This is a genomic window from Pseudomonas sp. Marseille-P9899 (assembly GCF_903166565.1).
GTDB classification, from domain to species: Bacteria; Pseudomonadota; Gammaproteobacteria; order Pseudomonadales; family Pseudomonadaceae; genus Aquipseudomonas; species Aquipseudomonas huaxiensis.
In genome coordinates, this window is record NZ_CAESCG010000005.1 from 241,240 (window position 1) to 265,755 (window position 24,516).

The following is a 24,516-nucleotide window of genomic DNA, read 5'->3' on the forward strand; positions in this document are numbered from 1 at the left end:
GGCGATGACGCTTTTCAATCGGGTTCATGCCGTTTTCGGCCTTGCCCCCTTGCCCCGCGTGCACGATTCTTGAGGGTATCTGGCGTTCCTACACCCAACCCCCATGCAGAGGGCGCGCAATGAAAACCGTGGCACAGCTATTGAAGTTGAAGTCCCAGCACGTTCAACAGGTCTACACCATCAAGCCTCACCAGACGGTGCTGGAAGCGCTGCTGGTAATGGCCGAGAAGAACGTCGGTGCGCTGCCGGTGGTCGAGGGCGGCAAAGTGGTGGGGATCGTCAGTGAGCGCGACTACGCGCGCAAGATGGTGCTCAAGGGCCGGTCCTCGGTCGGCACGGCGGTCAGCGAGATCATGAGTTCGCCGGTGATCACCGTGGATTCCCACCAGAACGTCGACACCTGCATGAACATGATGACCGACAGTCACCTGCGGCACTTGCCGGTGGTCGAAAACGGTGAACTGCTCGGCCTGCTGTCGATCGGCGACCTGGTGAAGGAAGCCATCGCCGAACAGGCCGACCTGATTCGTCAGTTGGAGCAGTACATTCGCGGCGAGTGAGCGCCCTTCAGCGGTATTCGCCCTCCAGCTCGTCGAGCTGGTGGTCGAAGCTGCGCAACCGCGCCGACCAGGTGTACACCAGCACTTCCAGGTCGCGGTTGAGCACCGCGCCGCCGCGCCGCTGGCTCTGTTGCGAATCGCACAGGTCGAGCTGGTAACGCTCGCGGGCCATGGCCGCCGCCACGCTGGACAGCTCGCGGGCATTGTTCAGCCAGTGGCGGTGGTGGGCGGGGATTTCCTGATCGAGTTCCTGGCCCTGCGCCTTGAGGGCTTCCAGGCTGCGTTCGAGCGGTGTGCCTTCGAGTTCGCCCATGACTTCCTGGAAAGTTCGCCCAGGTTGCCAATAACTCCCCCAGAAATAGCGATCGAACACGGTTTCGACCCGCCGCAGCGCCACCTTGGTGTTCCAGATGGCGACCATCGTCCGGCCCTGCTCCAACTGGCGTCGGCGCACCTTGAGCAGTTGCCAGCGAATCCAGGCCAACGCGCTCAAGGCGAGGGCCGCAATCAGACCGGCGGATCCGTAGAGGAACTGCCGGGCCTGATCGAGCTGGTGGACTTCCCTGACCCCGTAGAAATAACCGGCGGTCAGCAGGCCCAAGGCTGTCACGGCAGCCCAGAAGCCAACGGCGTAGGGGTCTTTCATTGGCGCTGTCCCCTTGTTGTTTTTTTCTGAGCATAGCAACGCCAACCGGGGACATAGGGTGCCGCTCAGCGTTTATTTCTGGCGCGGCCGTTCACGCCTCAGCGCCTCGTTGAGTTGGTCGACCATAACGATCCAATCGGAGTCCTGAATGAACTGTTCCTTGAGGAATTGCCGCTGCGACGGCGTCCAGAATGGCGCGTCGACCAGCTTGATTTCGTTCTTCAGCGGCGAGTGACTGGTGATGAACTGGTCGATGCCCTTCGGGTCATCGGGCAGGCCAAGCTGCTTGAACAGCTCGTGAAATTCGTGATTGGTCAATTCCATGGGGCACTCCTTGGGCTGGGGGGTTAAGGGATTGATCGCCTTGGGGAGTGAAAGTTTAGGTCAGGGAATGGTCGGTGCTGTTTTGCGGCTCAGAGGATCTGGTTATGGCACACCAAGTGCTAGCCGATAGTTCTTCAGCGCTTTCAAGATCGAGCGCCGCCGGCGCATCGCGAGCAAGCTCGCTCCTACGGAGGTTTGCAACGTACCTATGTCTGTCAGGTCATGGCACTTTGCATTCACTGTAGGAGCGAGCTTGCTCGCGATGCGCGGGCGGCGCTCGATCTCAAGGGCGTTGAAGACACCCCGCAAATCACCAAACCCCAATCTTCACCACACTGTCCTCCCGCGGTTCGCCATATCTGAACCACTGCCCCCGCCGTTCGATTTCGGCATGGCTGATGGTGGTCCGGCGTTTCAGCCCGCGCAGCCACTCCCACAGATACCCCTGATGTTCCTCGCGCACCGCCGCATAAGCCGGGTCACCCCCAAGATCATTCAATTCCCCCGGGTCATTTTCCAGGTCGAACAACTGCGCCCTGAAGCCGTCATACGCCAGGTATTTCCAGCGCTCGCTGCGCACCATGTTCATGCGGCAGCGGTCGATCGGCTGGCCCAGCCGCTCCCGCGCCGGTGACTGGAAGGCGTAGTCGTACTCGGCAATCGCGTAGCGCCGCCAGCTTTGTGCGGTGCCATGCAGCAGCGGCACCAGCGAACGGCCCTCCAGCCGGTGATCGGCAGGCGGCAAACCGAGGGCGTCGAGGAAGGTCGGCACGGCATCGATGGTTTCCACCAGCCGCTCATCCACCGTGCCCCGAGTGATATCCGCCTGCGCGCGCGGGTCGCGCACGATCAGCGGCACGCCCACCGCCGGCTCCAGCAAAAACTCCTTTTCTCCCAACCAGTGGTCACCCAGGAAATCCCCGTGGTCGCTGGTGAACACAATCAGCGTGTCGTCCCAGCGCCCGCTGCTTTGCAACTCATCAAACAGCCGGCCGAGCTGGTCGTCGATCTGCTTGATCAAGCCCATGTAGGTCGGGATCACCTTCAACCGCACGTCGTCGCGGGAGAAATTCACGCTTTCCTGATGCTGGCGAAACGCGGCATACACCGGGTGATCGCTGAGCTGCGCGCCCTCGGCGCGCACCGCCGGCTGCACCTGCGCGGCGCCATACAGCGCGTGATACGGCGCCGGGGCGATGTAGGGCCAGTGCGGTTTGATGTACGACAGGTGCAGGCACCACGGCTGCTCGCCCTGTTCGCGGATGAAGTCGATGGCGCGGTCGGTGGTGTAGACGGTTTCGGAGTACTGCTCCGGCAGCCGGGTCGGCAAATGGGCGTTGCGCATGTGCCAGCCGCTGAGCACCTCGCCGTTTTCGCCCTCGGCGGCGTTGGCCCAGGTGTGCCAGGGGTTGTCGCCGTCGAAACCGTGCTCGCGCAGGTAACGGGTGTAGGGCGCTGTCTCGCGTTTGTCGCTGAACAGCGGGTCATCGGGAAAGATGCCGTCATGCCGCACATAGGGCTCGAAACCCACCTCGTTGAGCTGCTCGACGGCCGCGCTGGCCGGGTCGAGGTGCAGGTGCTGCTGGGCGTCGAGGTTGGGCGTGGCGTGGGTCTTGCCCACCAGCGCGGTGCGGATGCCGGCCGGGCGCAGGTAGTCGCCGAGGGTCAGTTCTTCCAGCGGCAACGGTACGGCGTTCCACGCGACCTGATGGCTGCTGACATAGCGTCCGGTGTACGCCGACATCCGCGACGGCCCGCAAATCGTGCCCTGGGTGTAGGCGCGGCTGAAGCGCACGCCCGCCGCCGCCAGGCGATCGATGTTCGGCGTGTGCAGGTGCGGGTGGCCGTAGCAGGACAGGTAATCGCGACGCAGTTGGTCGCACATGATGTACAGCACGTTGCGCACGGGGGAAGGCTGGGGCATGGCAGTCACCGGATGAAAAGGCAGGCGACTGTTTTCGCCGCCACGGCGCCCGGCGACAAGCGCATTTGCCGAATACCGGTGATGCGTGCGGCGCAACGCCTTACACGGCCAGGCGCTCCAGGGCGGCGGCGTCGAGGTCTTCGTCGTTCTGGTCGGTGCGCACGATCTGCTCGATCATCGCCTCGGCCAGCGGCGCCAGGCGTTGGCGCGCGCGGCTGACGATGCCGTAGCGGGTGTAAAGCTCTTCACAGTCGTCGTTCAGGCCATCGATCTTCAGCCGCACCAGCGCGCCGGCCGCGCTGCGCAGGCTGTCGCTGTAGGTGCCGCAGATGCCGATGGCGTTGGAGTGCAGGACCACGGTGAGCAGGCTGTGGCTGTTTTCGCATTCGACATTGGCTTCCACGTCCGGGTGGCCGCTGAGGTCGGCGATGACCTTGCGCAGGTTCGGCGGGCGCAGCGTCACCGCCAGCGGGTACTGCAGCAGTTCCTCGGCGCTGACGCTGGCGCGCGCGGCCAGCGGATGCCCGGCGCGGCAGCAGAAATACCAGCGGCGCGGTTTCAGGCGCAGGGTCTGGTAGGTGGGATCGGCCTCGAAGCTACGGGTGTCGGCGACGAAGAACTCGAAGTCCTCGGCCAGCAGGCGGCGGTTCAGGCTCTGCCAGTCGTCCACTTGGAACTGCACCCTCGCCTTCGGATACCGCTCGATAAAGCCAGCGATGGCCCGCGGCACCAGCCCCGCAGCGGGCGCGGGGCCACAACCAAAGCGCAGTTCACCGGCTTCTAGGCCGTTGAACTGGCGAATCTCGTTGCTCAACTGACACGCACCGCTGACCAGCCGCCGCGCATGTTCCAGCACCACCAATCCCTGCTTGGTTGGCGGCAATTCCTTGTTCGAGCGATCCACCAACTGACACCCGGCACTGTGCTCCAGCGCCTGGATGCTGCGGCTGAACGCCGATTGCGAAAGACTCACCGCGCTCGCCGCGGCGACGAAGCTGCGGTGCTCGGCAAGGGCGATCAGATGGCGGAGTTGGCGAAGATCTATATGCATTTTTCACATGAAAAGTATCGGGCAAATGCATTTGCTCTGCCTCGGTTGCACTCCTTATAAAGGCAATCACTTATTCGGTAAACATATGTAAAAACATAAATAAATAACTTCAGGGAATAACGATTTCCTGAACAGGAGCCGCTCATGAGCCTGTCGTCTTCCGCTGCACCCTTGTCTTCACGGCGGCTCAAACGCCTGCCCCTGGCCTTGCTGCTGGCGGGGAGCGCGCACTGGCTGCCGGCCCAGGCCGCTGATGCGAGCCGCGCCGAATCCACCCCCGCCGCCAAGTCCGACAGCCAGTTGAAAACGGTCACCGTCACCGCTCGCCGCCGCGAGGAAAGCGCCCAGGACGTGCCGACCCCCATGAGCGTGCTCGACGGTCAGGCCCTGGAAAGCCAGCGCATTTACCGCATCCAGGACCTCCAGCAACTGGTGCCCAGCGTCAACGTCGCTTATATGCATGCGCGCCAGTCCAGCGTGTCGATCCGCGGCCTGGGCAACAACCCGGCCAGCGACGGCCTGGAAGGCAGCGTCGGGCTTTATCTGGACAACGTCTACCTCGGGCGTCCGGGCATGGCGGTGTTCGACCTGATGGACATCGAGCAGCTTGAAGTCCTGCGCGGCCCGCAAGGCACCTTGTTCGGCAAGAACACCACTGCCGGCGTCATCAACATCAGCACCCGCGCACCGAGTTTCACCCCGGAACGCAGCATCGAAACCTCGGTGGGCGAGGACGGTTATTTCCAGACCAAGGGCACGATTTCCGGCCCGCTCAGCGACACCCTCGCCGGGCGCTTCTCGGCCTACCGCACCCGCAACGACGGCGACATCAAGAACGAATACGACGGCCACACCCTCAACGGCGGCTCGCGCCAGGGCTTTCGCGGGCAACTGCTGTACAAGCCCAACGAGCGCTTCAACCTGCGCTGGATCGGCGACTACAACGAGGAAGATTCCAGCGCCGGCACCCGCGTGCTGTTCAGCACCGGGCCGACCATCAACGGCGTCAACCGCTACGAAACCCGCGCAGCGGCGGCGGGTGCGACGCTGGTCGACGGCAGCAAGCGCAAGGTCAACCTCGACAACGACCAGCACGTCACCGTGTTCCAGGGCGGCACCTCGCTGGAAGCCAACTGGACCCTCGACAACGACTTCACCCTGACCTCGGTCAGCAGCTACCGCTGGTGGGATTTCACCCCGCGCAACGACGACGGCCTCAACGTGCCGGCGGCGTACAACGCCGGCGTCTCGGTGCGGGATAAACAGTGGTCGCAGGAATTTCGCCTGGCCTCGCCCACGGGCGGTTTCTTCGATTATGTGCTCGGCGCGTACTACTTCGGCTCCGACCTGGATAACCGCTCCTTCAACTACTACGGCCCACGCGCCGACATCTGGAACGGCACGCCGACCGGCGCCCTGGCCAACGTCACCACCATCGGCAAAGGCCATATCGAGACCGACAGCTTCGCGCTGTTCGCCCAAGGCACTTGGCACCTCAGCGACCGCCTCGACTTCACCGCAGGCGTGCGCGGCACCTATGAAGAGAAGAGCGCCTGGGTCAACCGCAACGCCCCGCAGGGCGGCGCGGCCGTCGCCGGGGCGGTGGCCACTGCGCGCCAGGGCCGGGTCGGCGCCTACGAGTCGGGCGACCTGAACCAGTACAGCTCCAGCCCGTCGGGACTGCTCAACCTCAGCTATCGCTTCACCGATGACCTGCTCGGCTACGCCACCCTGTCCCACGGCGAGAAGTCCGGCGGGGTCAACCTCACGGTCGCCACCGCGCCCGTCGCCGGCGCCGACTCGCTGCTGGTCGGCACCGAGCGCGCCAACAACGCCGAACTGGGCTTCAAGAGCACGCTGTGGGACAAGCGCCTGCAACTCAACGCCAACCTGTTCTGGACCCAGGTCAACGCCTACCAGACCAACGCCTACGACGAAGCCAACCGCGTGCAGTACCTGACCAACGCCGGCTCGGTGCGCTCACGCGGGGTGGAATTCGAAAGCACCTTGGTGCCGGTGCGCGGGCTGACACTGAACGTCAACGGCTCCTACAACGACGTCCGCTACCTCTCCTACAAAGATGCCCCGTGCCCGCCGGAAGTGTCGCTGCAACCGGGCGCCCCGGCGTCCTGCGACCTCACCGGGCACCAGGTGGTCGGCGCCTCGAAATGGATCGCCAACGCCAACGGCCAGTACCAGTGGGACCTCGCCAACGGCCTGCAGCCCTACGTCACCGCCAGCTATGCGTTCCGCTCCAAAGCGGTGGGCGTGGTCGAGGATTCGGACTACGCGCGCATCCCCAGCTACGCCGTGGTCAACCTCTCCACCGGCCTGCGCGGCGACCTCGGCCAAGGCCAGTGGGATGTCTCGCTGTGGCTGAAAAACGCCTTCGACAAGACCTACTACACCACGCTGTGGAGCGCGGCCAACGGCGGCTATGAAGGCCTGCTCGGCACGCCGCGCACCCTGGGCGTGACCGGTCGCTACGACTTCTGAGGCGGTTTCCCCATGCCTTTGAGGAATATTTTTTATGCCGCAAAAGCATGGCGAAATGCCCGCATCGCTACAGCCCTTTAAATCCGTGGGCTGTAGCGATTCGGCAAAACCGCATATTCGAAAAAGTTCTATCCATAACTTTAAAGATTACTTTCAGAGATAAGCGTCTCGCCCCGATCATCCACCGCAAGCGAAGGCGCTTTTCATCCATAACCGACCGCCTTCGATGGAAATGCATTGAACCCCCAGGAGTCTATCAATGGGTAATGTCCAGACCGCCGCCAGCGCCCTCGATGTGCTGTGGCGCCCGGCGCCGGGCGAACTGGTCGATCTCGGCCGTCCGCACCGTGTTCCGCTGGCGCAGCAGCGCTTGCAGCGCACGCCGCGCAGCGCCCTGAACCGTCGTGAGAAAGTCCTGCTTGGGGTGTTTGCCCTGGTGTTGCATGGCGCGGCCGCGTACTGGATCAGCCAGGCGCCGACCCCGGTTCTGCCGGTCGTGCCGCCAGAAATTCCACCGATGACCATCGAATTCTCCCAGCCGGCGCCGCCGGTGGTAGAGCCGCCGCCGCCCGTGGTCCAGCCACCGCCGCCGGTCGAGCCGCCACCACCGGTGGAAGACGAACTGGCCGTGAAGCCGCCGCCGCCAAAGCCTGTGCCCAAGCCAAAACCTGTGCCCAAGCCCGTGCCAAAGCCGGTACCGCAGCCGCCGGTGCAGACACCGCCACCGACTCCGGCCCCGCCGGTCGCCGCGCCACAACCGCCGGCACCGCCCGCGCCCGCCCCGGTGACCCCGGCGTCGGCCAACGCGGCATACCTGAAAAACCCGGCGCCGGAATACCCGTCGCTGGCCCAGCGTCGCGGCTGGGAAGGCACGGTGCTGTTGCGGGTCAAGGTGCTCGCCAACGGTAAGCCGGGCGAGATCCAGATCCAGAAAAGCAGCGGACGTGAGCAGCTCGATGACGCCGCGCTGGCAGCGGTAAAGCGTTGGAGCTTCGTCCCGGCCAAGCAGGGCGATGTCGCCCAGGAAGGCTGGGTGAGCGTGCCCATCGATTTCAAGATTCGCTAACCCAAATTCGCGTAACCCGAGAGAGAACACATCATGAGCGTATTGGCCTCCCCACTTGAATCCATCGAAAGCGCGGTGATCTGGCTGCTGGTCGGCTTCTCCGTCGTCACCTGGGGCCTGGCCCTGGTCAAGACCGTGCAGTTTGTCCGCCTGAAGAACCAGGACAAACGCTTTCACAAACAATTCTGGGCCGCATCCAGTCTCGACTCGGCCGCCGACCTGGCGCAGACCCAGCCGGGCTCTGCTGCCCGCGTTGCCCAGGCCGGTTATGCCGCCATCGCTGTTGGTGAGCCAGGCCATGCCGCTGACCTGAGCCAGTCGATCAACCACCAGGACCGCCTGGAACGTGCCCTGCGCCAGCAAATCGTGCGTGAACGCCGCTCGCTGGAAACTGGCCTGGCTGTGGTCGCCAGTATCGGTAGCACCTCGCCGTTCATCGGTCTGTTCGGTACTGTCTGGGGCATCATGGAAGCCCTGAAAGGCATCAGCGCCGCAGGCTCGGCGAGCCTTGAAACCGTGGCCGGCCCGATCGGTGCGGCACTGGTCGCCACTGGCGTGGGTATCGCCGTCGCGGTCCCAGCGGTGCTGGTTTACAACTACTTCCTGCGCCGCCTGAAACTGACTGCGGCTGACCTGGATGACTTCGCCCACGACTTCTACAGCCTCGCGCAGAAGAGTGCCTTCCGCGTCATCGCCCACCCAACGCTGCACAAGGCCAACACCCAGGCCGGCCAGCCCGTGAAAGAGGCGGTGTGACATGGCTTTTTCGACCCAGGACAGTGATGAAGTACTGAGTGAGATCAACGTCACCCCGTTGGTGGACGTGATGCTGGTACTGCTGGTGGTGTTCATCGTGACCGCGCCGCTGCTGACCAACGCGATCCCGATCAACCTGCCCAAGACCGAGGCCGTGGCCCCGGTGGAACAGAAAGACCCGCTGGTGGTGAGCATCGATGGCGCAGGCAAGGTGTTTATCAACAAGGATGAAATCCAGCCGGATCTGCTGGAGATCAACTTGCAGACGGCCAAGGCCAAAGACCCGGATGTGCGGGTGCAATTGCAGGCTGATGACGGTGTGAATTACGGAGAAGTGGCCCGCGCCATGGCTTCCATCGAACGTGCGGGGATTACCAAGCTTTCGGTGATCACCGCCCGCTGAGCAACACGCAACTCAGGCAAACTTGAAGGCCGGTCCTGTGGCAGGGGCTGGCCTTTTTTTATTGTTGCAAGCGGCAGGTTCCACGAAGCCTTTGACCATCTGCTCGTGCAGGCGCTCGATGGCCGACCGAGATGATGGCGTCGAGTTATTGAATTGGTCGGTTTGGTAGAAAATTCGGAAATTCCGATTTTTCTCTTCATGCAGAGGAATCAGTTTGCCTTCTTCAAAGACGTTCCTGATGCGCTCGTTTATGGTTTGTGGCCTGCACACAAGGCCCGAATAACCCCGCGACGTATTCGATGGCTGTCACAGATTTCCAAACACAAACTTGCTGGCCGGGATCCGGAGTTGAGGGTTAGGGTGCGCGTTGTTCAGGCCCGCCCTTTATGGCGGCTGTGTGCGTGAGGCGTAATGGCCTGCCGGGTTTCTCCTTTCCCTCGGTTTTCCACCGCGCATGCAGCCGCCACCCTTTGTTGGATATTGGTATTTCGCGGCTGCATGCAGGCGATGAGGTGCATGCCGACGGGTTTTCAGGGGTCTCAAGATCGAGCGCCGCCCGCGCGGCGCATCGCGAGCAAGCTCGCTCCTACAGACAGAGGTTTGTAACGTACCTATGTCTATCAGGCCATGGTCTTACGACGCGGTATTGAGCCGACCTCAACAGCCTCCATGCGATTCATCGCCAACCGCCAAGGGCGGGCAACACCTCTCCGTCAGGCCATGGCACGTTGCAACCAATGTAGGAGCGAGCTTGCTCGCGATGCGCCGCGCGGGCGGCGCTCGATCTTGAGAGCGATAAATACTTTTCGGCATGCGCCTGGTGGCCCCGACGCGACCTCCAGACAGGCCCATTCCAGACACCTGCAAACACAAAGTTTGTGGAACCAAAAAATCCTAGGACGTACCCTACGCGGTCTGTCGGTCCTAGCTTCCTTGCCCGGGAAACCCACACCTTCTAGGCTTGCCCGGTCGCTGAAAATTCAGCGGCCGGGTGTGGAAACCCGAGCATTTTTGAGTAGCGACCGCTTTATGGCCGCTGTGCGCGGGAGGCTTTCGGGCCTGCCGGGTTCGCTATTCGCTCGGTTTTCCACCCCGCGTACAGCTGCCACCCTTTTGTGTGGAAACAGAGAGGTGGCGGCCCAACAGAGTAGCAAACCGATGAAAAAAATAGTCCCCGACCCACCCCATCCCCCACCTGCACCCGCCACTTCGGCGAATGCCCCGCCGACCACCCTCCGCTGTTTTCCGTGAACGCCGGCATCGACCCCCACAGCACCCTGGTTCACGCCTCGATGTTCTTGCGCTGCGCCTACTACTCCGCCCAGGAAGCGACCGGACAAGACGCCGGCCGAGCGAACTTCGTGTGGCTGGCGATGCACGGTGTGGAAGCCGCCAAGGCGCTGATCGATGCCCTGATCGACGGCATGGAAAAGGCCGAATGGCAGCGAGCCGCCGACTAAACGCGACCGGGACCGCACTGCGGTCCCTATCTATTTTTGGTTATTAACAAATAGCTTCTTATTCCTTTACGGATATAACCCCAGCGCTAATACTTGCCGGCATGCACGCAACCGCAGCAGGAGGCAATTCCCCATGCGCAACGAGTCGATCCGTTACCTGATTGTTCCCGGCTGGCAAGGTTCGCCAGACGAGCACTGGCAAAGCCATTGGCACAGCACGCTGCCCAATAGCGCCCGTGTCGAGCAGGCCGACTGGCTGACGCCGAAGCGCGAGGATTGGGTCGCCGCGCTGGAGCAGGCGATTGCCGCCGACGACGCGCCGGTGATCCTGATTGCTCACAGCCTCGGTTGCATCACGGTTTCTCACTGGGCCGCCCAGGCCAGCCCGGCATTGCTGCGGCGGGTACGCGGGGCGCTGCTGGTTGCGCCAGCAGATGTCGAGCGCCCAGCCTGCGCGCCGGCCCTGCGTAACTTCGCACCGATTCCCATGCAACAACTGCCGTTCCCGAGCCAGGTGGTCACCTCGGACAACGACCCGGCCGTCAGCGCCCCACGGGCGATGCAACTGGCCCGCGCCTGGGGCGCCGAAGCCGGCGTACTCGGCGGTGCCGGACACATCAACGTCAAATCCGGGCATCGCCGCTGGGAACAGGGTTTCGCCTACCTGTACCGCCTGCAAAGCCGTCTGGAACAAGGCGCCCTTCGCCGCGCCTGATTCCACCGCACCTTTTTTCTTTTTACTGCTTAACGCCCGGGCCAGGAGTGCCCGGGCGGGAGTTTTGCCATGACTGCACAAGACACTTTCGGCCAGCCGCTGCTGACCTTCCCCGAACTCGACAAGAGCCCACTGAGCATCCGCGCCAAGGCGCTGGTGTTCGTCGATCCGCGTTCGCGCCAGTTGCGCGAGGAGCTGGAGATTCTCGCGCCGCTGGCGCTACCCGTGCTGATCCGCGGCGAAACCGGTACCGGCAAGGAATTGCTAGCCCGGCAGATCCACCGCGCCAGTGATCGCAGCGGCCTGTTCGTCTCGGTCAACTGCGGGGCGATCAGCCCGACCTACGCCGATGCCGAGTTGTTCGGCTACGCCGCCGGGGCCCACAGCGGCACGGCCAGCAGCCGCGCCGGCTGGTTCGGTTCGGCCAACGGCGGAACCCTTTATCTCGATGAAATCGCCGACCTGCCGCTGGCGATCCAGGTCAAGCTGCTGGCGGCGCTGGAGAACCGTGAGGTGACCCGCGTCGGCGCGCAACAGGCGCATTCGGTGGACGTGCGCCTGGTCGCCGCCACCAGCATCGACCTGGCGCAGGCCGTGGCGGCCGGGCGCTTCCATCCGCGGTTGTACGATTACCTGCACGAAGGCCGCCTGGAACTGCCGGCGCTGCGCGAGCGGGTCGGCGACATCCTGCCGCTGGCCGAGTACTTCATTGGGATCTACAGCCCGCGCCTGAACCTGCCGGTGCCGCTGCTGAGCGAGGCGGCGCAGCGGGTGCTGGAACTGCACGACTGGCCGGGCAATACCCGCGAGCTGGAGAACGTCATTCACTTCGCCCTGTTGCTGGGCAGCGGTGACGAGATCCTGCCGGAACACCTGAATCTGCCGACGCCACTTTCGGCGCTGGCCGAACGGCTGGAGCACATCAGCAAACAAGGCGACGCCGCAGAGCGTCGTGCCTTGCAGAGCCTGCTGGAGAAGACGCTGTTGCGCCTCACGCAAGCAGCAGGCTAGAGCGTTGCGCGCCCTGCATGACGGGGTGCGAACAAAAAGGCATAACCAGCTAAGCAAAAGATATTGTTACGGAATAAAAAATCTCGGTATTGTCCGCCTCACGCCGGGCAATACGGGCCCGGCCAACCAACACTTACCGAGGCCCACGAGGCGCGGATACCAATAAGGACTGCACATGAAAAAGACGTTGTTGATGACTGCCCTGGCCGCCGCGCTGTCGGTTGCCGGTTTTGCCCACGCCGGTGAAAAACTGGTGGTTGCCGCGACTCCGGTTCCGCACGCCGAGATTCTCGAGCTGATCAAGCCGACCCTGGCCAAGGAAGGTGTGGACCTGGAAATCAAAGTCTTCACCGACTACGTGCAGCCCAACGTGCAGGTTGACCAGAAGCGTCTGGACGCCAACTACTTCCAGACCCTGCCGTACCTGAAGAACTTCAACGAAGGCAAAGGCACGAACCTTGTGACCGTGATCGGCGTTCACGTCGAACCGTTCGGTGGTTACTCGAAGAAGGTCAAGAGCCTGAGCGAGTTGAAGGAAGGCGCTACCGTGGCTATCCCGAACGAAGGCAGTAACAGTGGTCGCGCCCTGCTGCTGTTGCAGAAGGCTGGCCTGATCACCCTGAAGGATCCGAAGAACGCCCTGGCGACCCCGAAAGACATCGCCGAGAACCCGAAAAAACTGAAATTCCGCGAACTGGAATCGGCCATGCTGCCGCGTGTGCTGGACCAGGTGGACCTGGACCTGATCAACACCAACTACGCGCTGGAAGCCGGTCTGAACCCGGCGAAAGACGCGCTGGTGATCGAAGGCAGCGACTCGCCTTACGTGAACTTCCTGGTGGCCCGTCCGGACAACAAGGACAGCGACGCCATCCAGAAACTGGCCAAGGCCCTGACCTCGCCTGAGGTGAAGACCTTCATCGAGAAGAAGTACAGCGGTGCGGTATTGCCGGCGTTCTGATGCGTTGAGGCGCTAGGTCCGCGGCGGGGCTGCGAACCTAGCGCTAAGACCTCGAAGTTGAATTGAAAAAACCGCCTTTACGGTAGTGCCAGTCAGTTAGCGTTTCAGTACCTATGTTGGGGCTGCTTTGCAGCCCTTCGCGAGCGAGCTCGCTCCCACATGTGTCCCATGATTCAGGACCCTGTGGGAGCGAGCTTGCTCGCGAAGGGCCGCAAAGCGGCCCCAATCGGTTCAACTGACAGGCATTGCCCCAACGGCGGTTTTTCATTGCCTGCGAAAACGCTCATTCGGAAGGAAAATACTTCTCGACCAGCGCATACAGGATGGCCGCCGTTTCAGCATCCAGCAGCCCATCGTAATTGCGTTGGCGAAAATGCAACTGGAAGGCGCGGATCAGCACGCGGTATCCGCTCTCCGTGCTTGCCTGAGCAGTGTCGTATCCGTATTGGCCCAGCTTGGCGATCACCTCCGCCGGGGTCGGCAATGCCTTGATAAATTGCGCCAGATACCGCTGCTGGGTGGCGGTGTCGTACCAGGCCCCGATTCCGGCTTCGTAGAGTGCCTGCCAAGGGAACATCGCCCCCGGATCATTCTTCCTGCCGAGAGCGATATCGCTATGCCCAACGACCTGCGTCGGCGTGATATCCGGATAGCACCGGAGAATGTCCGCAACCAGTTCCTTGAGCACCTCGATCTGCTGCGGGTTATAGGCCACAAAGGTCAGTGTTCCCTCGTGATCGGTGGCCTGGTTGACCAGTTCGATGCCGATCGAGGTGTCGTTGAGGTTGGTGCGACCCGCCCATTGGCTGAGCCCGGCATGCCAGGCGCGCTCGCACTCATCGACCAGATTGAAGACCCGCATCCCGATGAAACCCGCCTGCTGATAACTCTGATCCGACGGATCGGGAACGAGATAGTGAGCGCTCGCGGCGCCCGTGAGCGCGCTGACCGAGGCCTGGAAATCCAGAGCGGTGTAGTGAATCACCAGAAAACGCACGCGCCGGTTGAAGCTTGTCGATCGATAGGTTTCACAGTCGAGTTCATACATGGAGATAGCCTGTTCAGAGCGAAGGGCTGTGAAAAATATCCGTCTGCGTGTCCCGGCTACCCATACCTATGTAGGTGACATGTAACTGAAAACTCCGCCCGGGATCCCCAGCGATTTCAGCAATATTCATATTCGATAAAAGTATTTAAATAATTATTTTTATACCTTTAGAGTCTTTCCCGAATGAGGCTTACCCGCCTCGCACTTGTCGTCAGCATCCGCCCGTCTACCCTCGGGCCGGTTCGGAAAAGACCCCGCGTTCATGACCTTCGATATCCCTTTCATCCTCAGCACCTTGCCGGCGTTTCTCAAAGCCGTCGGCGTGACCCTGCAGGTTGGCCTGATCGCTATCGCCACCTCGCTGGTGGTTGCGGTGATCAATGCGGCGATCCTGCTTTTCCGCACGCCGGTCCTGCATCGCCTGGTTTCGCTCTACGTCGAACTGGCCCGCAACACGCCGCTGCTGATCCAGTTGTTCTTCGTCTACTTCGCCCTGCCGACGCTCGGGGTGAAAATCTCCGGCTTCGCTGCGGCGATCATCACCATGACCTTCCTCGGCGGCGCCTACCTCACCGAGGTGCTGCGTGCCGGCGTCGAGGCGGTGCCGGCGGCGCAACTGGAATCGGGCCGCTCAATCGGTCTTTCCGAAGGCCAGTTGCTGCGCCATGTGATCCTGCCGCAGGCCGGCATCCTCAGCCTGCCGTCGCTGTTCGCCAATTTCATTTTCCTGCTCAAGGAAACTACCGTGGTCTCGGCGGTGGCGGTGCCGGAGATTCTCTACACCACCAAGAGCTACATCGCCCTCTACTACAAGACCTACGAAATGCTCGCGGTGATGACGCTGATTTGCGTCTTGCTGTTCCTGCCACTGTCGCTGCTGCTCAGCCGCCTGGAAAGGAGGTTGCAACATGGCCAGTTCGGGTCTTGAGCTGTTGCTGGTGTCCTTGCCGCAACTGGGCAAGGGCGCCGCGCAAACCCTGTCGATCTCGGCATTGGGGATTGTTTTCGCGACACTGGGCGGCGTGCTTTACGGCGTGCTGGCGACCCTCGGCAAACGCAGCGTGAATGTGCTGTTGCGCATTTACCTGGAGCTGTTCCGCGCCATTCCGGTGCTGGTGTGGTTGTACCTGTTGTTCTTCGGTCTGCCGATCTTCCTCGGTATCAGCCTGCCGAGTTTCTGGTGCGCGGTACTGGTGCTGGCGCTGTGGGGCGCCAGCGAGGTCGGCGAAGTGGTGCGTGGCGCGTTGCTGTCGCTACCCCGTGGCCAGCGCGAGGCGGGACTGTCGATCGGCCTGTCGGGCTGGCAGTTGTACGGTTACGTGCTGCTGCCTCAGGCGCTGAAGCGCATGACCCCGCCGACCATCAACATCTACACGCGGATCATCAAGACCAGCTCGCTGGCGGTGCTGATCGGCGTGGTGGATGTGATCAAGGTCGGCCAGCAGATCATCGAGCGCACCTATGAATCGGTACTGATCTACGGCGCGCTGTTCCTGTTTTTCTTCTTCATCTGCTACCCGCTTTCGGCGGCCTCCAGGGCCCTGGAACGACGCTGGACACACGCATGAGCGCATTGATCGAGTTTCAGGGCTTCAACAAATTCTTCGGCGAGCAGCAGGTGCTCAAGGACGTGGACCTGTCGGTGGAGACGGGCGAAGTAGTGGTCATTCTTGGCCCCAGCGGCTGCGGCAAAAGCACCTTGCTGCGCTGCCTCAACGGCCTGGAAAGCGCCCACAGCGGCAGCTTGCGGCTTGAGGGCCGCGAGCTGCTGAGCCCGAAGACCGACTGGCGCGAAATCCGCCAGCAGGTCGGCATGGTGTTCCAGAGCTATCACCTGTTTGGCCACATGAGCGTGATCGAAAACCTGCTGCTCGGCCCGCTCAAGGTGCAGAAGCGCGAGCGCAACGAAGCCCTGGCCCAGGCCGAGGCGCTGCTGGCGCGGGTTGGCCTGCTGGACAAGCGCGATGCCTATCCGCGCCAGCTTTCCGGTGGCCAGCAGCAACGCATCGCCATCGTCCGTTCGCTGTGCATGAACCCACGGGTAATGCTGTTCGACGAAGTCACCGCGGCCCTCGACCCGGAAATGGTCAAGGAAGTGCTGCAAGTGATCCAGGGCCTGGCCCGCGACGGCATGACCCTGCTTATCGTTACCCACGAAATGGCCTTCGCCCGCGCGGTGGCCGACCGAATCGTGTTCATGGAGGCCGGCAGGATCCTTGAACAGAGCCCACCCGAGAGCTTCTTTACGAACCCGCGGACCGCACGCGCGCAGCAGTTTCTGGAGAAATTTTCCTTCGTAGAAAGCCTGCCAGAGAGATCTCAAAAGGAACTGTCATGAAAACTGCCAAAACTTCGAAACTGCTGCTGTCACTGCTCGGTCTGGCGCTGCTGGCCGGCTGCAACAAGGCCGAAGAGCCGCCAAAACCTGCCGCCGCCACGCCTGCGCCGGCCACCACCAGCTACCTGGAAACCATCAAGGCCCGCGACAAGCTGATCGTCGGCGTATTCACCGACAAACCGCCGTTCGGCTTCGTCGATGAAAGCGGGCGCTATGTTGGCTTCGATACCGATATCGGCCGGGCATTTGCCAAGTCGCTGCTGGGTGATGAGAACAAAGTCGAGTTCGTCGCCGTCGAGCCGGCCAGCCGCATTCCGTTCCTGCAGAGCGACAAGGTCGACCTGATCCTGGCCAACATGACCGTGACCCCGGAGCGCAAGGAGGCGGTGGAATTCACCAACCCTAACCTGCGCGTTGCCGTGCAGGCGCTGGTAGCGGACGGCAGTGCGGTGCAGAAGCTCGATGACCTGGCCGACAAGACCACCATCGTCACCACCGGCACCACCGCCGACATCTGGCTGACCAAGAACCACCCGGACTGGAAACTGCTCAAGTTCGAGAAAAACAGCGAGTCGCTGCAAGCCCTGGCCAATGGCCGTGGCGATGCTTACGCGCAGGACAACCTGATTCTGTTCAGCTGGTCCAAGCAGAACCCGGGCTACCGCGTACTGCCGGAAAAACTCGGCGAAGAAGCGCCGATCGCACCGGCGGTGAAGAAGGGCAATATCGAACTGCGCGACTGGGTCAACGCCGAGCTGGCGCGCCTGGGCGAGGAGAAATTCCTGCTCAAGCTGTATGACCAATACGTGCGCAAAGAGCTGAGCGATGACACCAAGCCGGAGAGCGTGATCGTGGAAGGGGGCAAGTGGCAGGGTTGATTTGATGGGGTGATCTCAGGGGCCGAACCGCATTGCCAGGCCCCTGAGTTCACCGCCTAATCCGGCCAATGCCACACCGGCTCATCCAGCATCCCCTGACCCACCACCCGGGTCTGCCCCAGTTCTTTTTCCAGCACGATGGAATTGCAGGTCGCATCGCCTTCCAGCGCTTCCATCAACCCCCGCGAGTGCGACACCACCCACACCTGGCAGTGCTGCGACGCGCGGATGATCAGGCGTGCCAGCGCGGGAATCAGGTCCGGGTGCAGGCTGGTTTCCGGCTCGTTGAGGACCATCATGGTCGGCGGCCGGGGCGTCAGCAACGCCGCGACCAGCAGCAGGTAGCGCAAGGTGCCGTCCGACAGTTCTGCCGCGCTCAGCGGCCGCAACAACCCTTCCTGATAAAACTGCACCGCGAACAAGCCACCCGGCACCGCGTCAATCCCGAGCCGTGCGCCGGGAAAGGCGTCGGCGATGGTGGCCTGCAACGCCTCCGGGTCGCCCACTTCGCGGATGGTTTGCAAGGCTGCCGCCAGGTCACGGCCGTCGTGATGCAGCACCGGCGTGCGCGTGCCCAGTTGCGGCCGCCGCGCAGGGGCGCCGGCATCGGTGCGCAGGTGATCGTAAAAGCGCCAGCCACGGATCTGCTCGCGCAAGTGCAGCACCTCGGGCGAGGAACGCAGGTTGCCGACCTGGTCGAACAGGCTGTCGGCGCTGGACACATGCTGAGCCAGCACATCCCACTGGCGCCCTTCGCGCGCCTTGATCATCGGACCCTGGCGATCCACCAGCAGGCTGGCCGGGCGGTAGCTTTCGCCGGCCCAGAGGCTTTCGCGCTTGATCTGCGGGTCGAGGAAAAACTGCGTGCGGCTGTCCGGCTCCGGCAGGCCGAGGCCGATGGCGTAACCAAAATCCTCACCGGCAAACCCCAGTCGCAGCCGCCTCACGCCCGTTCGCGGCCCACCCTCGATCGGCACTTCGCCACGGCTCATGCGCCGGCTGATCTTTTCGGGCCCGGCCCAGAAGGTCGACTCCAGCCCACCCTCCGCCGCCAGCGCATTGACCACGCCGCCGCGAGCGGTTTCAGCCAACAGACGCAGCGCCTTATACAGGTTGGACTTGCCGCTGCCGTTGGGCCCGGTGATCAGGTTCAGGCGGCCGAGGGGCAGCACCAGGCGGTTGATCGAGCGGTAATTGGCGACGGCGAGGGTGGTGAGCATCACTGGCGTCCCGTGGAAATTGGCTGAGCAGTATCGTCTATTCAAAGGGTTTTAGACGTTGTTCACGAATTATGTAGGCCGGTTCCGATTGTTGTGTGAGCAGCTAGGGAACCCCTGATCTACGCTAACAGTCGCATTCACCATGTCGAACCGGCGCATGCAAGGAGCCAGCATGAAGTGGTCGCGTTCTTATTCGCTCGGCTGCATGGGCCTGATGCTCGTGTTGGCGGGCTGTGGCGAGAAGCCTGCCGTGGAGCCGCAACGCCCCAGGGTTGCGGTGCAGAAGGTCGAGCCTGGTGATTTCGCCGCCGCGGTGACGCTGACCGGCGACGTTCAGGCGCGGGTGCACAGTGACCTGTCGTTTCGGGTCGGCGGCAAGATCATTTCCCGCACAGTCGATGTTGGCGACCACGTCAGCGCCAATCAGGTGCTGGCGCGGCTCGATCCGAAAGACCTGCAGACCGGCGTCGACTCGGCCAATGCCGAAGTCCTCGCGGCGCGGGCGCGGGTGACCCAGAGTTCCGCCGCCTTCGTGCGCCAGCAGAAGCTGTTGCCCAAGGGCTACACCAGCCAGAGCGAATACGATTCCGCCGAAGCCGCGCTGCGCAGTAGCCAAAGCGCGCTGAAGGCCGCCGAAGCGCAATTGGCCAATGCCAAGGAACAACTCAGCTACACCGCGCTGGTGGCGGACGCGGCCGGGGTGATCACCGAGCGCCAAGCCGAGGTCGGCCAGGTGGTGCAGGCGACGGTGCCGATTTTCAGCCTGGCCCGAGATGGCGGCCGTGATGCGGTGTTCAACGTCTACGAGTCGCTGCTGCTGGCGCCGGCCAGCGCCGAGTCGATCACGGTAAGCCTGCTCGATAACCCGAAAATCCAGGCCAAGGGGCATGTCCGCGAGGTCACGCCCACGGTGTCGGCGCAGAGCGGCACGGTGCAGGTGAAGATCGCCCTGGACGAGGTGCCGGCCGGGATGGAATTGGGCTCGGCGGTCAGCGCTACCGGCAACCCGCAGGGACGGCCAGGCGTTGAACTGCCGTGGTCGGCACTGACCAAGGACCTGCGCGAGCCCGCCGTGTGGCTGGTGGATAAGGACAACAAGGTGCGCCTGCAAAAAGTCACCGTCGGCCGCTACCTCACCGGCAAGGTGGTGGTCAGCGACGGCCTGGAAAGTGGCGAATCGGTGGTGGTGCGCGGCGGGCAGTTGCTGCACCCGGGCATGCTGGTGGAAATCGCCGATAACGGTAAAGCCGGGGTGCAGCCATGAAGCCCGCGATCCTGATGTTGGGCTGCCTGTCGCTGGTGGCCTGTGGCGAAAAGAAGGAGGCGCCGGAGCCGATCCGCCCGGTGCTGTCGATGCAGGTACAGACCCAGGACCAGCTCGATCTCGGGCGTTTCGCCGGGACTATTCAGGCCCGTTATGAAAGTACTCTGGGCTTTCGTGTCGGCGGCCGCATCGCCCGCCGCGCGGTGGACGTCGGCAGCACGGTGAAGCCGGGCGATGTGCTCGCCAGCCTCGATCCCACCGACCAGCGCAACCAGGTGCGCGCCGCCGAAGGCGATCTGGCACGGGTCCAGGCGCAGTGGATCAATGCCCAGGCCAATGCGCGCCGCCAGCAGCAGTTGTATGACCGTGGCGTCGGCGCCCAGGCGCAACTGGACATCGCCCAGACCGATCTGAAAACCACCGGCGCCAGCCTTGAACAGGCCAAGGCGGCGTTGCAACAGGCCCGCGATCAGCTCGGCTACAGCGAGCTGCGCACCGATCACGGCGCGGTGGTCACCGAGTGGAAGGCCGAGGCCGGGCAGACCGTCAGCGCAGGTCAGGCGGTGGTGACGCTGGCGCGGCCGGACGTGAAGGAAGCCGTGATCGACCTGCCGACCCGCCTCGCCGACGAACTCTCCGAAGGCGTGGAATTCCGCGTTGCCGCGCAACTGGACAGCAACCTGAACACCACCGCCCAACTGCGCGAAATCGAGCCGCAGGCCGACGCCAGCACCCGCACCCGGCGCGCCCGGCTGACCCTGCACGACACGCCGGAAGGCTTCCGCCTCGGCACCTCCATCAGCGTCACCCTCAGTTCGGCGGTGAAGCCGCGCAGCGAAGTGCCGGCCAGCGCCATTCAGGAGGTGGACGGCAAAACCCGTGTGTGGATCGTCGATACCCAACAGAAAGTGGTCAACCCGCGAGACGTGAACGTGCTCGAACGAGGACCGGATGGGGTGCTGCTGGCCTCGGGGGTGCAGCCCGGCGAGCGGGTGGTCACTGCCGGCGTCAACAGCCTCAAGCCGGGGCAGAAGGTTTTGGTCGATGAGGACGAGTCCCGATGAAAGGAAGCTTCAACCTGTCCGAATGGGCACTCCGGCACCAATCCTTCGTCTGGTACCTGATGTTCGTCGCCTTGCTCATGGGGGTGTTTTCCTACCTCAACCTGGGCCGCGAGGAAGACCCGTCGTTCACCATCAAGACCATGGTGATCCAGACCCGCTGGCCGGGCGCGACGCAAGACGAAACCCTGTTGCAGGTCACCGACCGCATCGAGAAAAAACTCGAAGAGCTGGACTCCCTCGACTACGTGAAGAGCTACACCCGGCCCGGTGAATCGACGGTCTACGTCAACCTGCGCGACACCACCAAGGCCGGCGACATCCCGCAGATCTGGTATCAGGTGCGCAAGAAGATCCAGGACATTCGCGGCGAGTTTCCCCAGGGCATTCAGGGCCCCGGTTTCAACGATGAATTCGGCGATGTGTTCGGCTCGATCTACGCCTTCACCGCCGACGGTCTGAGCATGCGCGAGCTGCGCGACTACGTGGAGCGGGTGCGCGCGGAAATCCGCGAGGTGCCGAACCTGGGCAAGGTCGAGATGATCGGCACCCAGGACGAAGTGCTTTACCTGAACTTCTCCACCCGCAAGCTGGCGGCGCTGGGCATTGATCAGCGCCAGGTGGTGCAGGCCCTGCAGGCGCAGAACGCGGTGACGCCGGCGGGGGTGATCGAGGCCGGGCCGGAGCGGATTTCGGTGCGCACCAGCGGCCAGTTCGCCTCGGAAAAAGACCTCGCCGAGGTCAACCTGCGTCTCGACGACCGCTTCTACCGACTGGCCGATATCGCCGAGATTCGCCGGGGCTATACCGATCCGCCGACGGTGCAGTTCCGCTACAACGGCCAGCAAGCGATTGGCCTGGCCATCGGCATGAAGTCCGGCGGCAACATGCAGGTGTTCGGCCAGGACCTGCGCAAGAAGATGGACAGCGTCATTACCGAGCTGCCGGTCGGGGTCGGGGTGTTCACCGTGTCCGACCAGGCGGTGGTGGTGAAGGAGGCGGTCGGCGGCTTCACCAGCGCGCTGTTCGAGGCGGTGGTGATCGTGCTGCTGGTGAGTTTCGTCAGCCTCGGCCTGCGCGCCGGGCTGGTGGTAGCCTGCTCGATCCCGCTGGTGCTGGCGATGGTCTTCGTGTTCATGGAATACAGCGGCATCACCATGCAGCGGATTTCCCTCGGCGCGCTGATCATCGCGCTGGGCCTGCTGGTGGACGACGCGATGATCACCGTCGAGGTGATGGTCACGCGCCTGGAAATGGGCGAGAGCAAGGAGCAGGCGGCGACGTTCGCCTACACCTCGACCGCCTTCCCGATGCTCACCGGTACCTTGGTGACCGTGGCCGGGTTTGTGCCCATTGGCCTCAATGCCAGTTCGGCGGGCGAGTACACCTTCACCCTGTTCGCGGTGATTGCCGTGGCGCTGCTGGTGTCGTGGATCGTCGCCGTGCTGTTCGCCCCGGTGCTGGGCGTGCACCTGCTCAATATCAAACCCAAGGTGCATGAAGAAGAGCCGGGCCGGGTTGGCCGCGCCTTTGCCGGCGGTTTGCTGTGGAGCATGCGCCACCGCTGGCTGACCATCGGCGGCACCATCGTGCTGTTCGCCCTGGCGATTTTCTGCATGCGCTTCGTGCAGAACCAGTTCTTCCCGTCCTCGGACCGCCCGGAACTGCTGGTGGACATCAACCTGCCGCAGAACGCCTCGATCGAAGAAACCCGCAAGGTGGTCGATCGCCTCGAATCCACCTTCAAGGATGACCCGGATATTGCCCACTGGAGTACCTATATCGGCCAGGGCGCGGTGCGTTTCTACCTGCCGCTGGACCAGCAGCTGCAAAACCCCTACTACGCACAACTGGTGGTGGTGAGCAAAGGCCTGGAGTCCCGCGAAGCGCTCAAGGCGCGGTTGCAGAAACGCCTGCGTGACGAGTTCGTCGGCATCGGCAGCAACGTTCAGTCACTGGAAATGGGCCCGCCCGTGGGCCGGCCGATCCAGTACCGGGTCAGCGGCAAGGACATCGACCTGGTGCGCAAGCACGCCATCGAACTGGCGACCTTGCTCGACAGCAACCCGCACATCGGCGACATGATTTACGACTGGAACGAGCCGGGCAAAGTGCTGCGGATCGACATCGCCCAGGACAAGGCGCGGCAGCTCGGGTTGTCGTCGGAAGACGTGGCCAACGTGATGAACAGCATCGTCAGCGGCGTGCCGGTGACCGAGGTGCACGACAACATCTACCTGATCGACGTGGTAGCCCGCGCCGAAGACAGCGAGCGCGGTTCACCGCAGACCTTGCAGAACCTGCAGATCGTCACCCCCAACGGCACCTCGATTCCGCTGTTGGCGTTCGCCACCGTGCGCTACGAACTGGAGCAACCGCTGGTGTGGCGGCGCGACCGCAAACCAACCATCACCATCAAGGCCTCGGTGCGCGACGAAATCCAGCCGACCGACTTGGTGGCCCAGCTCAAACCGAAGATCGAAGAATTCGCCAGCAAGCTGCCGGTGGGTTACGAAGTGGCGACGGGCGGCACGGTGGAAGAAAGCGGCAAGGCCCAGGGCCCGATCGCCAAAGTCATACCGCTGATGCTGTTCCTGATGGCGACCTTCCTGATGATCCAGTTGCACAGCGTGCAGAAGCTGTTCCTAGTGGCGAGCGTGGCGCCGCTGGGGTTGATCGGCGTGGTCATCGCGCTGGTGCCGACGGGTACGCCGATGGGCTTTGTGGCGATCCTCGGGATATTGGCGCTGATCGGCATCATCATTCGTAACTCGGTGATCCTCGTGACCCAGATCGACGAGTACGAGGCCCAGGGCTACACGCCATGGGATGCCGTACTGGAAGCCACCAACCACCGCCGCCGCCCGATCCTCCTCACTGCCGCGGCGGCGAGCCTGGGCATGATCCCGATCGCCCGGGAAGTGTTCTGGGGGCCGATGGCCTACGCGATGATTGGCGGGATTATTGTCGCGACCTTGCTGACGCTGCTGTTCCTGCCGGCGCTGTATGTGGCCTGGTACAAGATTCGGGAGCCGGAGAAGGCTTGATTCGCCGTGAATGAAGCTATCGGCTGGCGACCCAGCCGATAGCATTGGAGATGCGTAGAGACCCAGGCTCATCGCTGGCAAACCAGCGATGAGGCCATAACCCCCCACCAGAATCCCCCACCAACAAACTGTTGATCCCCTGTTGCAACAGCAACACCCCTCTGTCTATCCATATTCCCAATCGTTAGTTCAGTAAATTTTTATAAACGATTACGGTATATGAACCGGACCACCGGACCCCACGTATCTTCAGTCGCTGTGCGCACGCGACGTTTTCCATAGATGAG

The 24,516-nt window shown here is 63.0% G+C and carries 22 protein-coding genes; 16 read left to right on the plus strand and 6 right to left on the minus strand.

Going from position 1 to position 24,516, the window contains the following annotated elements:
* The first annotated feature begins 119 nt into the window (after positions 1 to 119).
* Positions 120 to 560 carry a CBS domain-containing protein gene (locus HWV67_RS23515; protein ID WP_095159432.1) on the plus strand — a complete coding sequence of 147 codons (441 nt, stop codon included), beginning with the start codon at positions 120 to 122 and terminating at the stop codon, positions 558 to 560.
* Positions 561 to 567: 7 nt separating this feature from the next.
* On the opposite strand, the gene HWV67_RS23520 is transcribed toward HWV67_RS23515, so the two are convergent.
* The 4 genes from HWV67_RS23520 to HWV67_RS23535 all read right to left on the minus strand — a co-directional run bounded on the left by HWV67_RS23520 (position 568) and on the right by HWV67_RS23535 (position 4,505).
* On the minus strand, positions 568 to 1,206 hold the full coding sequence (locus HWV67_RS23520; RefSeq protein ID WP_175652998.1) for an NADH:ubiquinone oxidoreductase subunit N: 639 nt from the start codon (positions 1,204 to 1,206) through the stop codon (positions 568 to 570).
* 72 nt (positions 1,207 to 1,278) lie between these two features.
* Entirely contained in the window at positions 1,279 to 1,530 is a 252-nt protein-coding gene (locus HWV67_RS23525) for a DUF2789 domain-containing protein (protein ID WP_175652999.1), read from the minus strand.
* Positions 1,531 to 1,840: 310 nt separating this feature from the next.
* Positions 1,841 to 3,454, minus strand: a complete 1,614-nt coding sequence (locus HWV67_RS23530; RefSeq protein WP_175653000.1) for an alkaline phosphatase family protein — start codon at positions 3,452 to 3,454, stop codon at positions 1,841 to 1,843.
* 100 nt (positions 3,455 to 3,554) lie between these two features.
* The gene (locus HWV67_RS23535) at positions 3,555 to 4,505 is read right to left on the minus strand and encodes a LysR family transcriptional regulator (protein WP_175653001.1); all 951 of its coding nucleotides are present in this window, start codon (positions 4,503 to 4,505) and stop codon (positions 3,555 to 3,557) included.
* Positions 4,506 to 4,649: 144 nt separating this feature from the next.
* On the opposite strand from HWV67_RS23535, the gene HWV67_RS23540 reads away from it, so the two are divergent.
* The 8 genes from HWV67_RS23540 (at position 4,650) to HWV67_RS23575 (ending at position 13,373) form a co-directional block, all read left to right on the plus strand.
* Positions 4,650 to 7,001 (plus strand): TonB-dependent receptor, encoded by a 2,352-nt coding sequence (locus tag HWV67_RS23540; protein WP_175653002.1) that lies wholly within the window; start codon positions 4,650 to 4,652, stop codon positions 6,999 to 7,001.
* Positions 7,002 to 7,260: 259 nt separating this feature from the next.
* Positions 7,261 to 8,067, plus strand: coding sequence for an energy transducer TonB (locus HWV67_RS23545; RefSeq protein WP_175653003.1), 807 nt, complete (start codon positions 7,261 to 7,263; stop codon positions 8,065 to 8,067).
* Positions 8,068 to 8,100: 33 nt separating this feature from the next.
* The gene (locus HWV67_RS23550; RefSeq protein WP_095159425.1) at positions 8,101 to 8,823 is read left to right on the plus strand and encodes a MotA/TolQ/ExbB proton channel family protein; all 723 of its coding nucleotides are present in this window, start codon (positions 8,101 to 8,103) and stop codon (positions 8,821 to 8,823) included.
* 1 nt (position 8,824) lies between these two features.
* Positions 8,825 to 9,226: an ExbD/TolR family protein gene (locus tag HWV67_RS23555; RefSeq protein ID WP_095159424.1), complete on the plus strand. Its 402-nt coding sequence runs from the start codon at positions 8,825 to 8,827 to the stop codon at positions 9,224 to 9,226.
* 1,247 nt (positions 9,227 to 10,473) lie between these two features.
* Entirely contained in the window at positions 10,474 to 10,686 is a 213-nt protein-coding gene (locus HWV67_RS23560; RefSeq protein ID WP_256680188.1) for a DUF3077 domain-containing protein, read from the plus strand.
* A gap of 133 nt (positions 10,687 to 10,819) precedes the next feature.
* Entirely contained in the window at positions 10,820 to 11,401 is a 582-nt protein-coding gene (locus tag HWV67_RS23565) for an alpha/beta hydrolase (protein WP_095159422.1), read from the plus strand.
* A gap of 69 nt (positions 11,402 to 11,470) precedes the next feature.
* Positions 11,471 to 12,412 (plus strand): sigma 54-interacting transcriptional regulator, encoded by a 942-nt coding sequence (locus HWV67_RS23570; protein WP_175653004.1) that lies wholly within the window; start codon positions 11,471 to 11,473, stop codon positions 12,410 to 12,412.
* A 175-nt stretch (positions 12,413 to 12,587) separates the two neighbouring features.
* Positions 12,588 to 13,373, plus strand: coding sequence for a MetQ/NlpA family ABC transporter substrate-binding protein (locus HWV67_RS23575; RefSeq protein WP_110971678.1), 786 nt, complete (start codon positions 12,588 to 12,590; stop codon positions 13,371 to 13,373).
* Positions 13,374 to 13,656: 283 nt separating this feature from the next.
* Here HWV67_RS23575 and HWV67_RS23580 read toward each other — a convergent pair whose 3' ends face one another.
* A complete protein-coding gene (locus tag HWV67_RS23580) occupies positions 13,657 to 14,421 on the minus strand; it encodes an N-acetylmuramoyl-L-alanine amidase (protein WP_175653005.1) in 765 nt (254 codons plus the stop codon).
* Between the two features lie 262 nt (positions 14,422 to 14,683).
* On the opposite strand from HWV67_RS23580, the gene HWV67_RS23585 reads away from it, so the two are divergent.
* Genes HWV67_RS23585 through HWV67_RS23600 form a run of 4 tightly spaced genes read left to right on the plus strand, consistent with a single transcriptional unit; the run spans position 14,684 to position 17,637 of the window.
* Entirely contained in the window at positions 14,684 to 15,349 is a 666-nt protein-coding gene (locus HWV67_RS23585) for an amino acid ABC transporter permease (RefSeq protein WP_110971677.1), read from the plus strand.
* A complete protein-coding gene (locus tag HWV67_RS23590; protein WP_110971676.1) occupies positions 15,330 to 15,989 on the plus strand; it encodes an amino acid ABC transporter permease in 660 nt (219 codons plus the stop codon). The genes HWV67_RS23585 and HWV67_RS23590 overlap by 20 nt, the downstream gene beginning before the upstream one ends.
* Complete coding sequence (locus HWV67_RS23595) at positions 15,986 to 16,759, plus strand: amino acid ABC transporter ATP-binding protein (RefSeq protein ID WP_175653006.1); 774 nt, start codon at positions 15,986 to 15,988, stop codon at positions 16,757 to 16,759. Before HWV67_RS23590 ends, HWV67_RS23595 begins: the two co-directional genes overlap by 4 nt.
* Complete coding sequence (locus tag HWV67_RS23600) at positions 16,756 to 17,637, plus strand: transporter substrate-binding domain-containing protein (RefSeq protein ID WP_175653007.1); 882 nt, start codon at positions 16,756 to 16,758, stop codon at positions 17,635 to 17,637. Before HWV67_RS23595 ends, HWV67_RS23600 begins: the two co-directional genes overlap by 4 nt.
* Positions 17,638 to 17,693: 56 nt before the next feature.
* Here the strand turns inward: HWV67_RS23600 and HWV67_RS23605 are convergent, their stop codons facing one another.
* On the minus strand, positions 17,694 to 18,857 hold the full coding sequence (locus tag HWV67_RS23605) for an AAA family ATPase (protein ID WP_175653008.1): 1,164 nt from the start codon (positions 18,855 to 18,857) through the stop codon (positions 17,694 to 17,696).
* A gap of 172 nt (positions 18,858 to 19,029) precedes the next feature.
* Here HWV67_RS23605 and HWV67_RS23610 point away from each other — a divergent pair, with 172 nt between their 5' ends.
* From HWV67_RS23610 to HWV67_RS23620, 3 genes are read left to right on the plus strand one after another with little or no spacing between them, the layout of a single operon-like run.
* Entirely contained in the window at positions 19,030 to 20,121 is a 1,092-nt protein-coding gene (locus HWV67_RS23610; RefSeq protein ID WP_175653009.1) for an efflux RND transporter periplasmic adaptor subunit, read from the plus strand.
* Positions 20,118 to 21,185: an efflux RND transporter periplasmic adaptor subunit gene (locus tag HWV67_RS23615; RefSeq protein ID WP_175653010.1), complete on the plus strand. Its 1,068-nt coding sequence runs from the start codon at positions 20,118 to 20,120 to the stop codon at positions 21,183 to 21,185. The genes HWV67_RS23610 and HWV67_RS23615 overlap by 4 nt, the downstream gene beginning before the upstream one ends.
* Positions 21,182 to 24,229, plus strand: coding sequence for an efflux RND transporter permease subunit (locus HWV67_RS23620; RefSeq protein WP_175653011.1), 3,048 nt, complete (start codon positions 21,182 to 21,184; stop codon positions 24,227 to 24,229). The genes HWV67_RS23615 and HWV67_RS23620 overlap by 4 nt, the downstream gene beginning before the upstream one ends.
* The last annotated feature ends 287 nt before the right edge of the window (positions 24,230 to 24,516 follow it).

What these genes read in the sequence shown, in the direction of transcription:
- HWV67_RS23515 (WP_095159432.1), top strand. Translation starts at nt 120, where the DNA reads ATGAAAACCGTGGCACAGCTATTGAAGTTGAAGTCCCAGCACGTTCAA.
- HWV67_RS23520 (WP_175652998.1), bottom strand. Translation starts at nt 1,206, where the DNA reads ATGAAAGACCCCTACGCCGTTGGCTTCTGGGCTGCCGTGACAGCCTTG.
- HWV67_RS23525 (WP_175652999.1), bottom strand. Translation starts at nt 1,530, where the DNA reads ATGGAATTGACCAATCACGAATTTCACGAGCTGTTCAAGCAGCTTGGC.
- HWV67_RS23530 (WP_175653000.1), bottom strand. Translation starts at nt 3,454, where the DNA reads ATGCCCCAGCCTTCCCCCGTGCGCAACGTGCTGTACATCATGTGCGAC.
- HWV67_RS23535 (WP_175653001.1), bottom strand. Translation starts at nt 4,505, where the DNA reads ATGCATATAGATCTTCGCCAACTCCGCCATCTGATCGCCCTTGCCGAG.
- HWV67_RS23540 (WP_175653002.1), top strand. Translation starts at nt 4,650, where the DNA reads ATGAGCCTGTCGTCTTCCGCTGCACCCTTGTCTTCACGGCGGCTCAAA.
- HWV67_RS23545 (WP_175653003.1), top strand. Translation starts at nt 7,261, where the DNA reads ATGGGTAATGTCCAGACCGCCGCCAGCGCCCTCGATGTGCTGTGGCGC.
- HWV67_RS23550 (WP_095159425.1), top strand. Translation starts at nt 8,101, where the DNA reads ATGAGCGTATTGGCCTCCCCACTTGAATCCATCGAAAGCGCGGTGATC.
- HWV67_RS23555 (WP_095159424.1), top strand. Translation starts at nt 8,825, where the DNA reads ATGGCTTTTTCGACCCAGGACAGTGATGAAGTACTGAGTGAGATCAAC.
- HWV67_RS23565 (WP_095159422.1), top strand. Translation starts at nt 10,820, where the DNA reads ATGCGCAACGAGTCGATCCGTTACCTGATTGTTCCCGGCTGGCAAGGT.
- HWV67_RS23570 (WP_175653004.1), top strand. Translation starts at nt 11,471, where the DNA reads ATGACTGCACAAGACACTTTCGGCCAGCCGCTGCTGACCTTCCCCGAA.
- HWV67_RS23575 (WP_110971678.1), top strand. Translation starts at nt 12,588, where the DNA reads ATGAAAAAGACGTTGTTGATGACTGCCCTGGCCGCCGCGCTGTCGGTT.
- HWV67_RS23580 (WP_175653005.1), bottom strand. Translation starts at nt 14,421, where the DNA reads ATGTATGAACTCGACTGTGAAACCTATCGATCGACAAGCTTCAACCGG.
- HWV67_RS23585 (WP_110971677.1), top strand. Translation starts at nt 14,684, where the DNA reads ATGACCTTCGATATCCCTTTCATCCTCAGCACCTTGCCGGCGTTTCTC.
- HWV67_RS23590 (WP_110971676.1), top strand. Translation starts at nt 15,330, where the DNA reads ATGGCCAGTTCGGGTCTTGAGCTGTTGCTGGTGTCCTTGCCGCAACTG.
- HWV67_RS23595 (WP_175653006.1), top strand. Translation starts at nt 15,986, where the DNA reads ATGAGCGCATTGATCGAGTTTCAGGGCTTCAACAAATTCTTCGGCGAG.
- HWV67_RS23600 (WP_175653007.1), top strand. Translation starts at nt 16,756, where the DNA reads ATGAAAACTGCCAAAACTTCGAAACTGCTGCTGTCACTGCTCGGTCTG.
- HWV67_RS23605 (WP_175653008.1), bottom strand. Translation starts at nt 18,857, where the DNA reads ATGCTCACCACCCTCGCCGTCGCCAATTACCGCTCGATCAACCGCCTG.
- HWV67_RS23610 (WP_175653009.1), top strand. Translation starts at nt 19,030, where the DNA reads ATGAAGTGGTCGCGTTCTTATTCGCTCGGCTGCATGGGCCTGATGCTC.
- HWV67_RS23615 (WP_175653010.1), top strand. Translation starts at nt 20,118, where the DNA reads ATGAAGCCCGCGATCCTGATGTTGGGCTGCCTGTCGCTGGTGGCCTGT.
- HWV67_RS23620 (WP_175653011.1), top strand. Translation starts at nt 21,182, where the DNA reads ATGAAAGGAAGCTTCAACCTGTCCGAATGGGCACTCCGGCACCAATCC.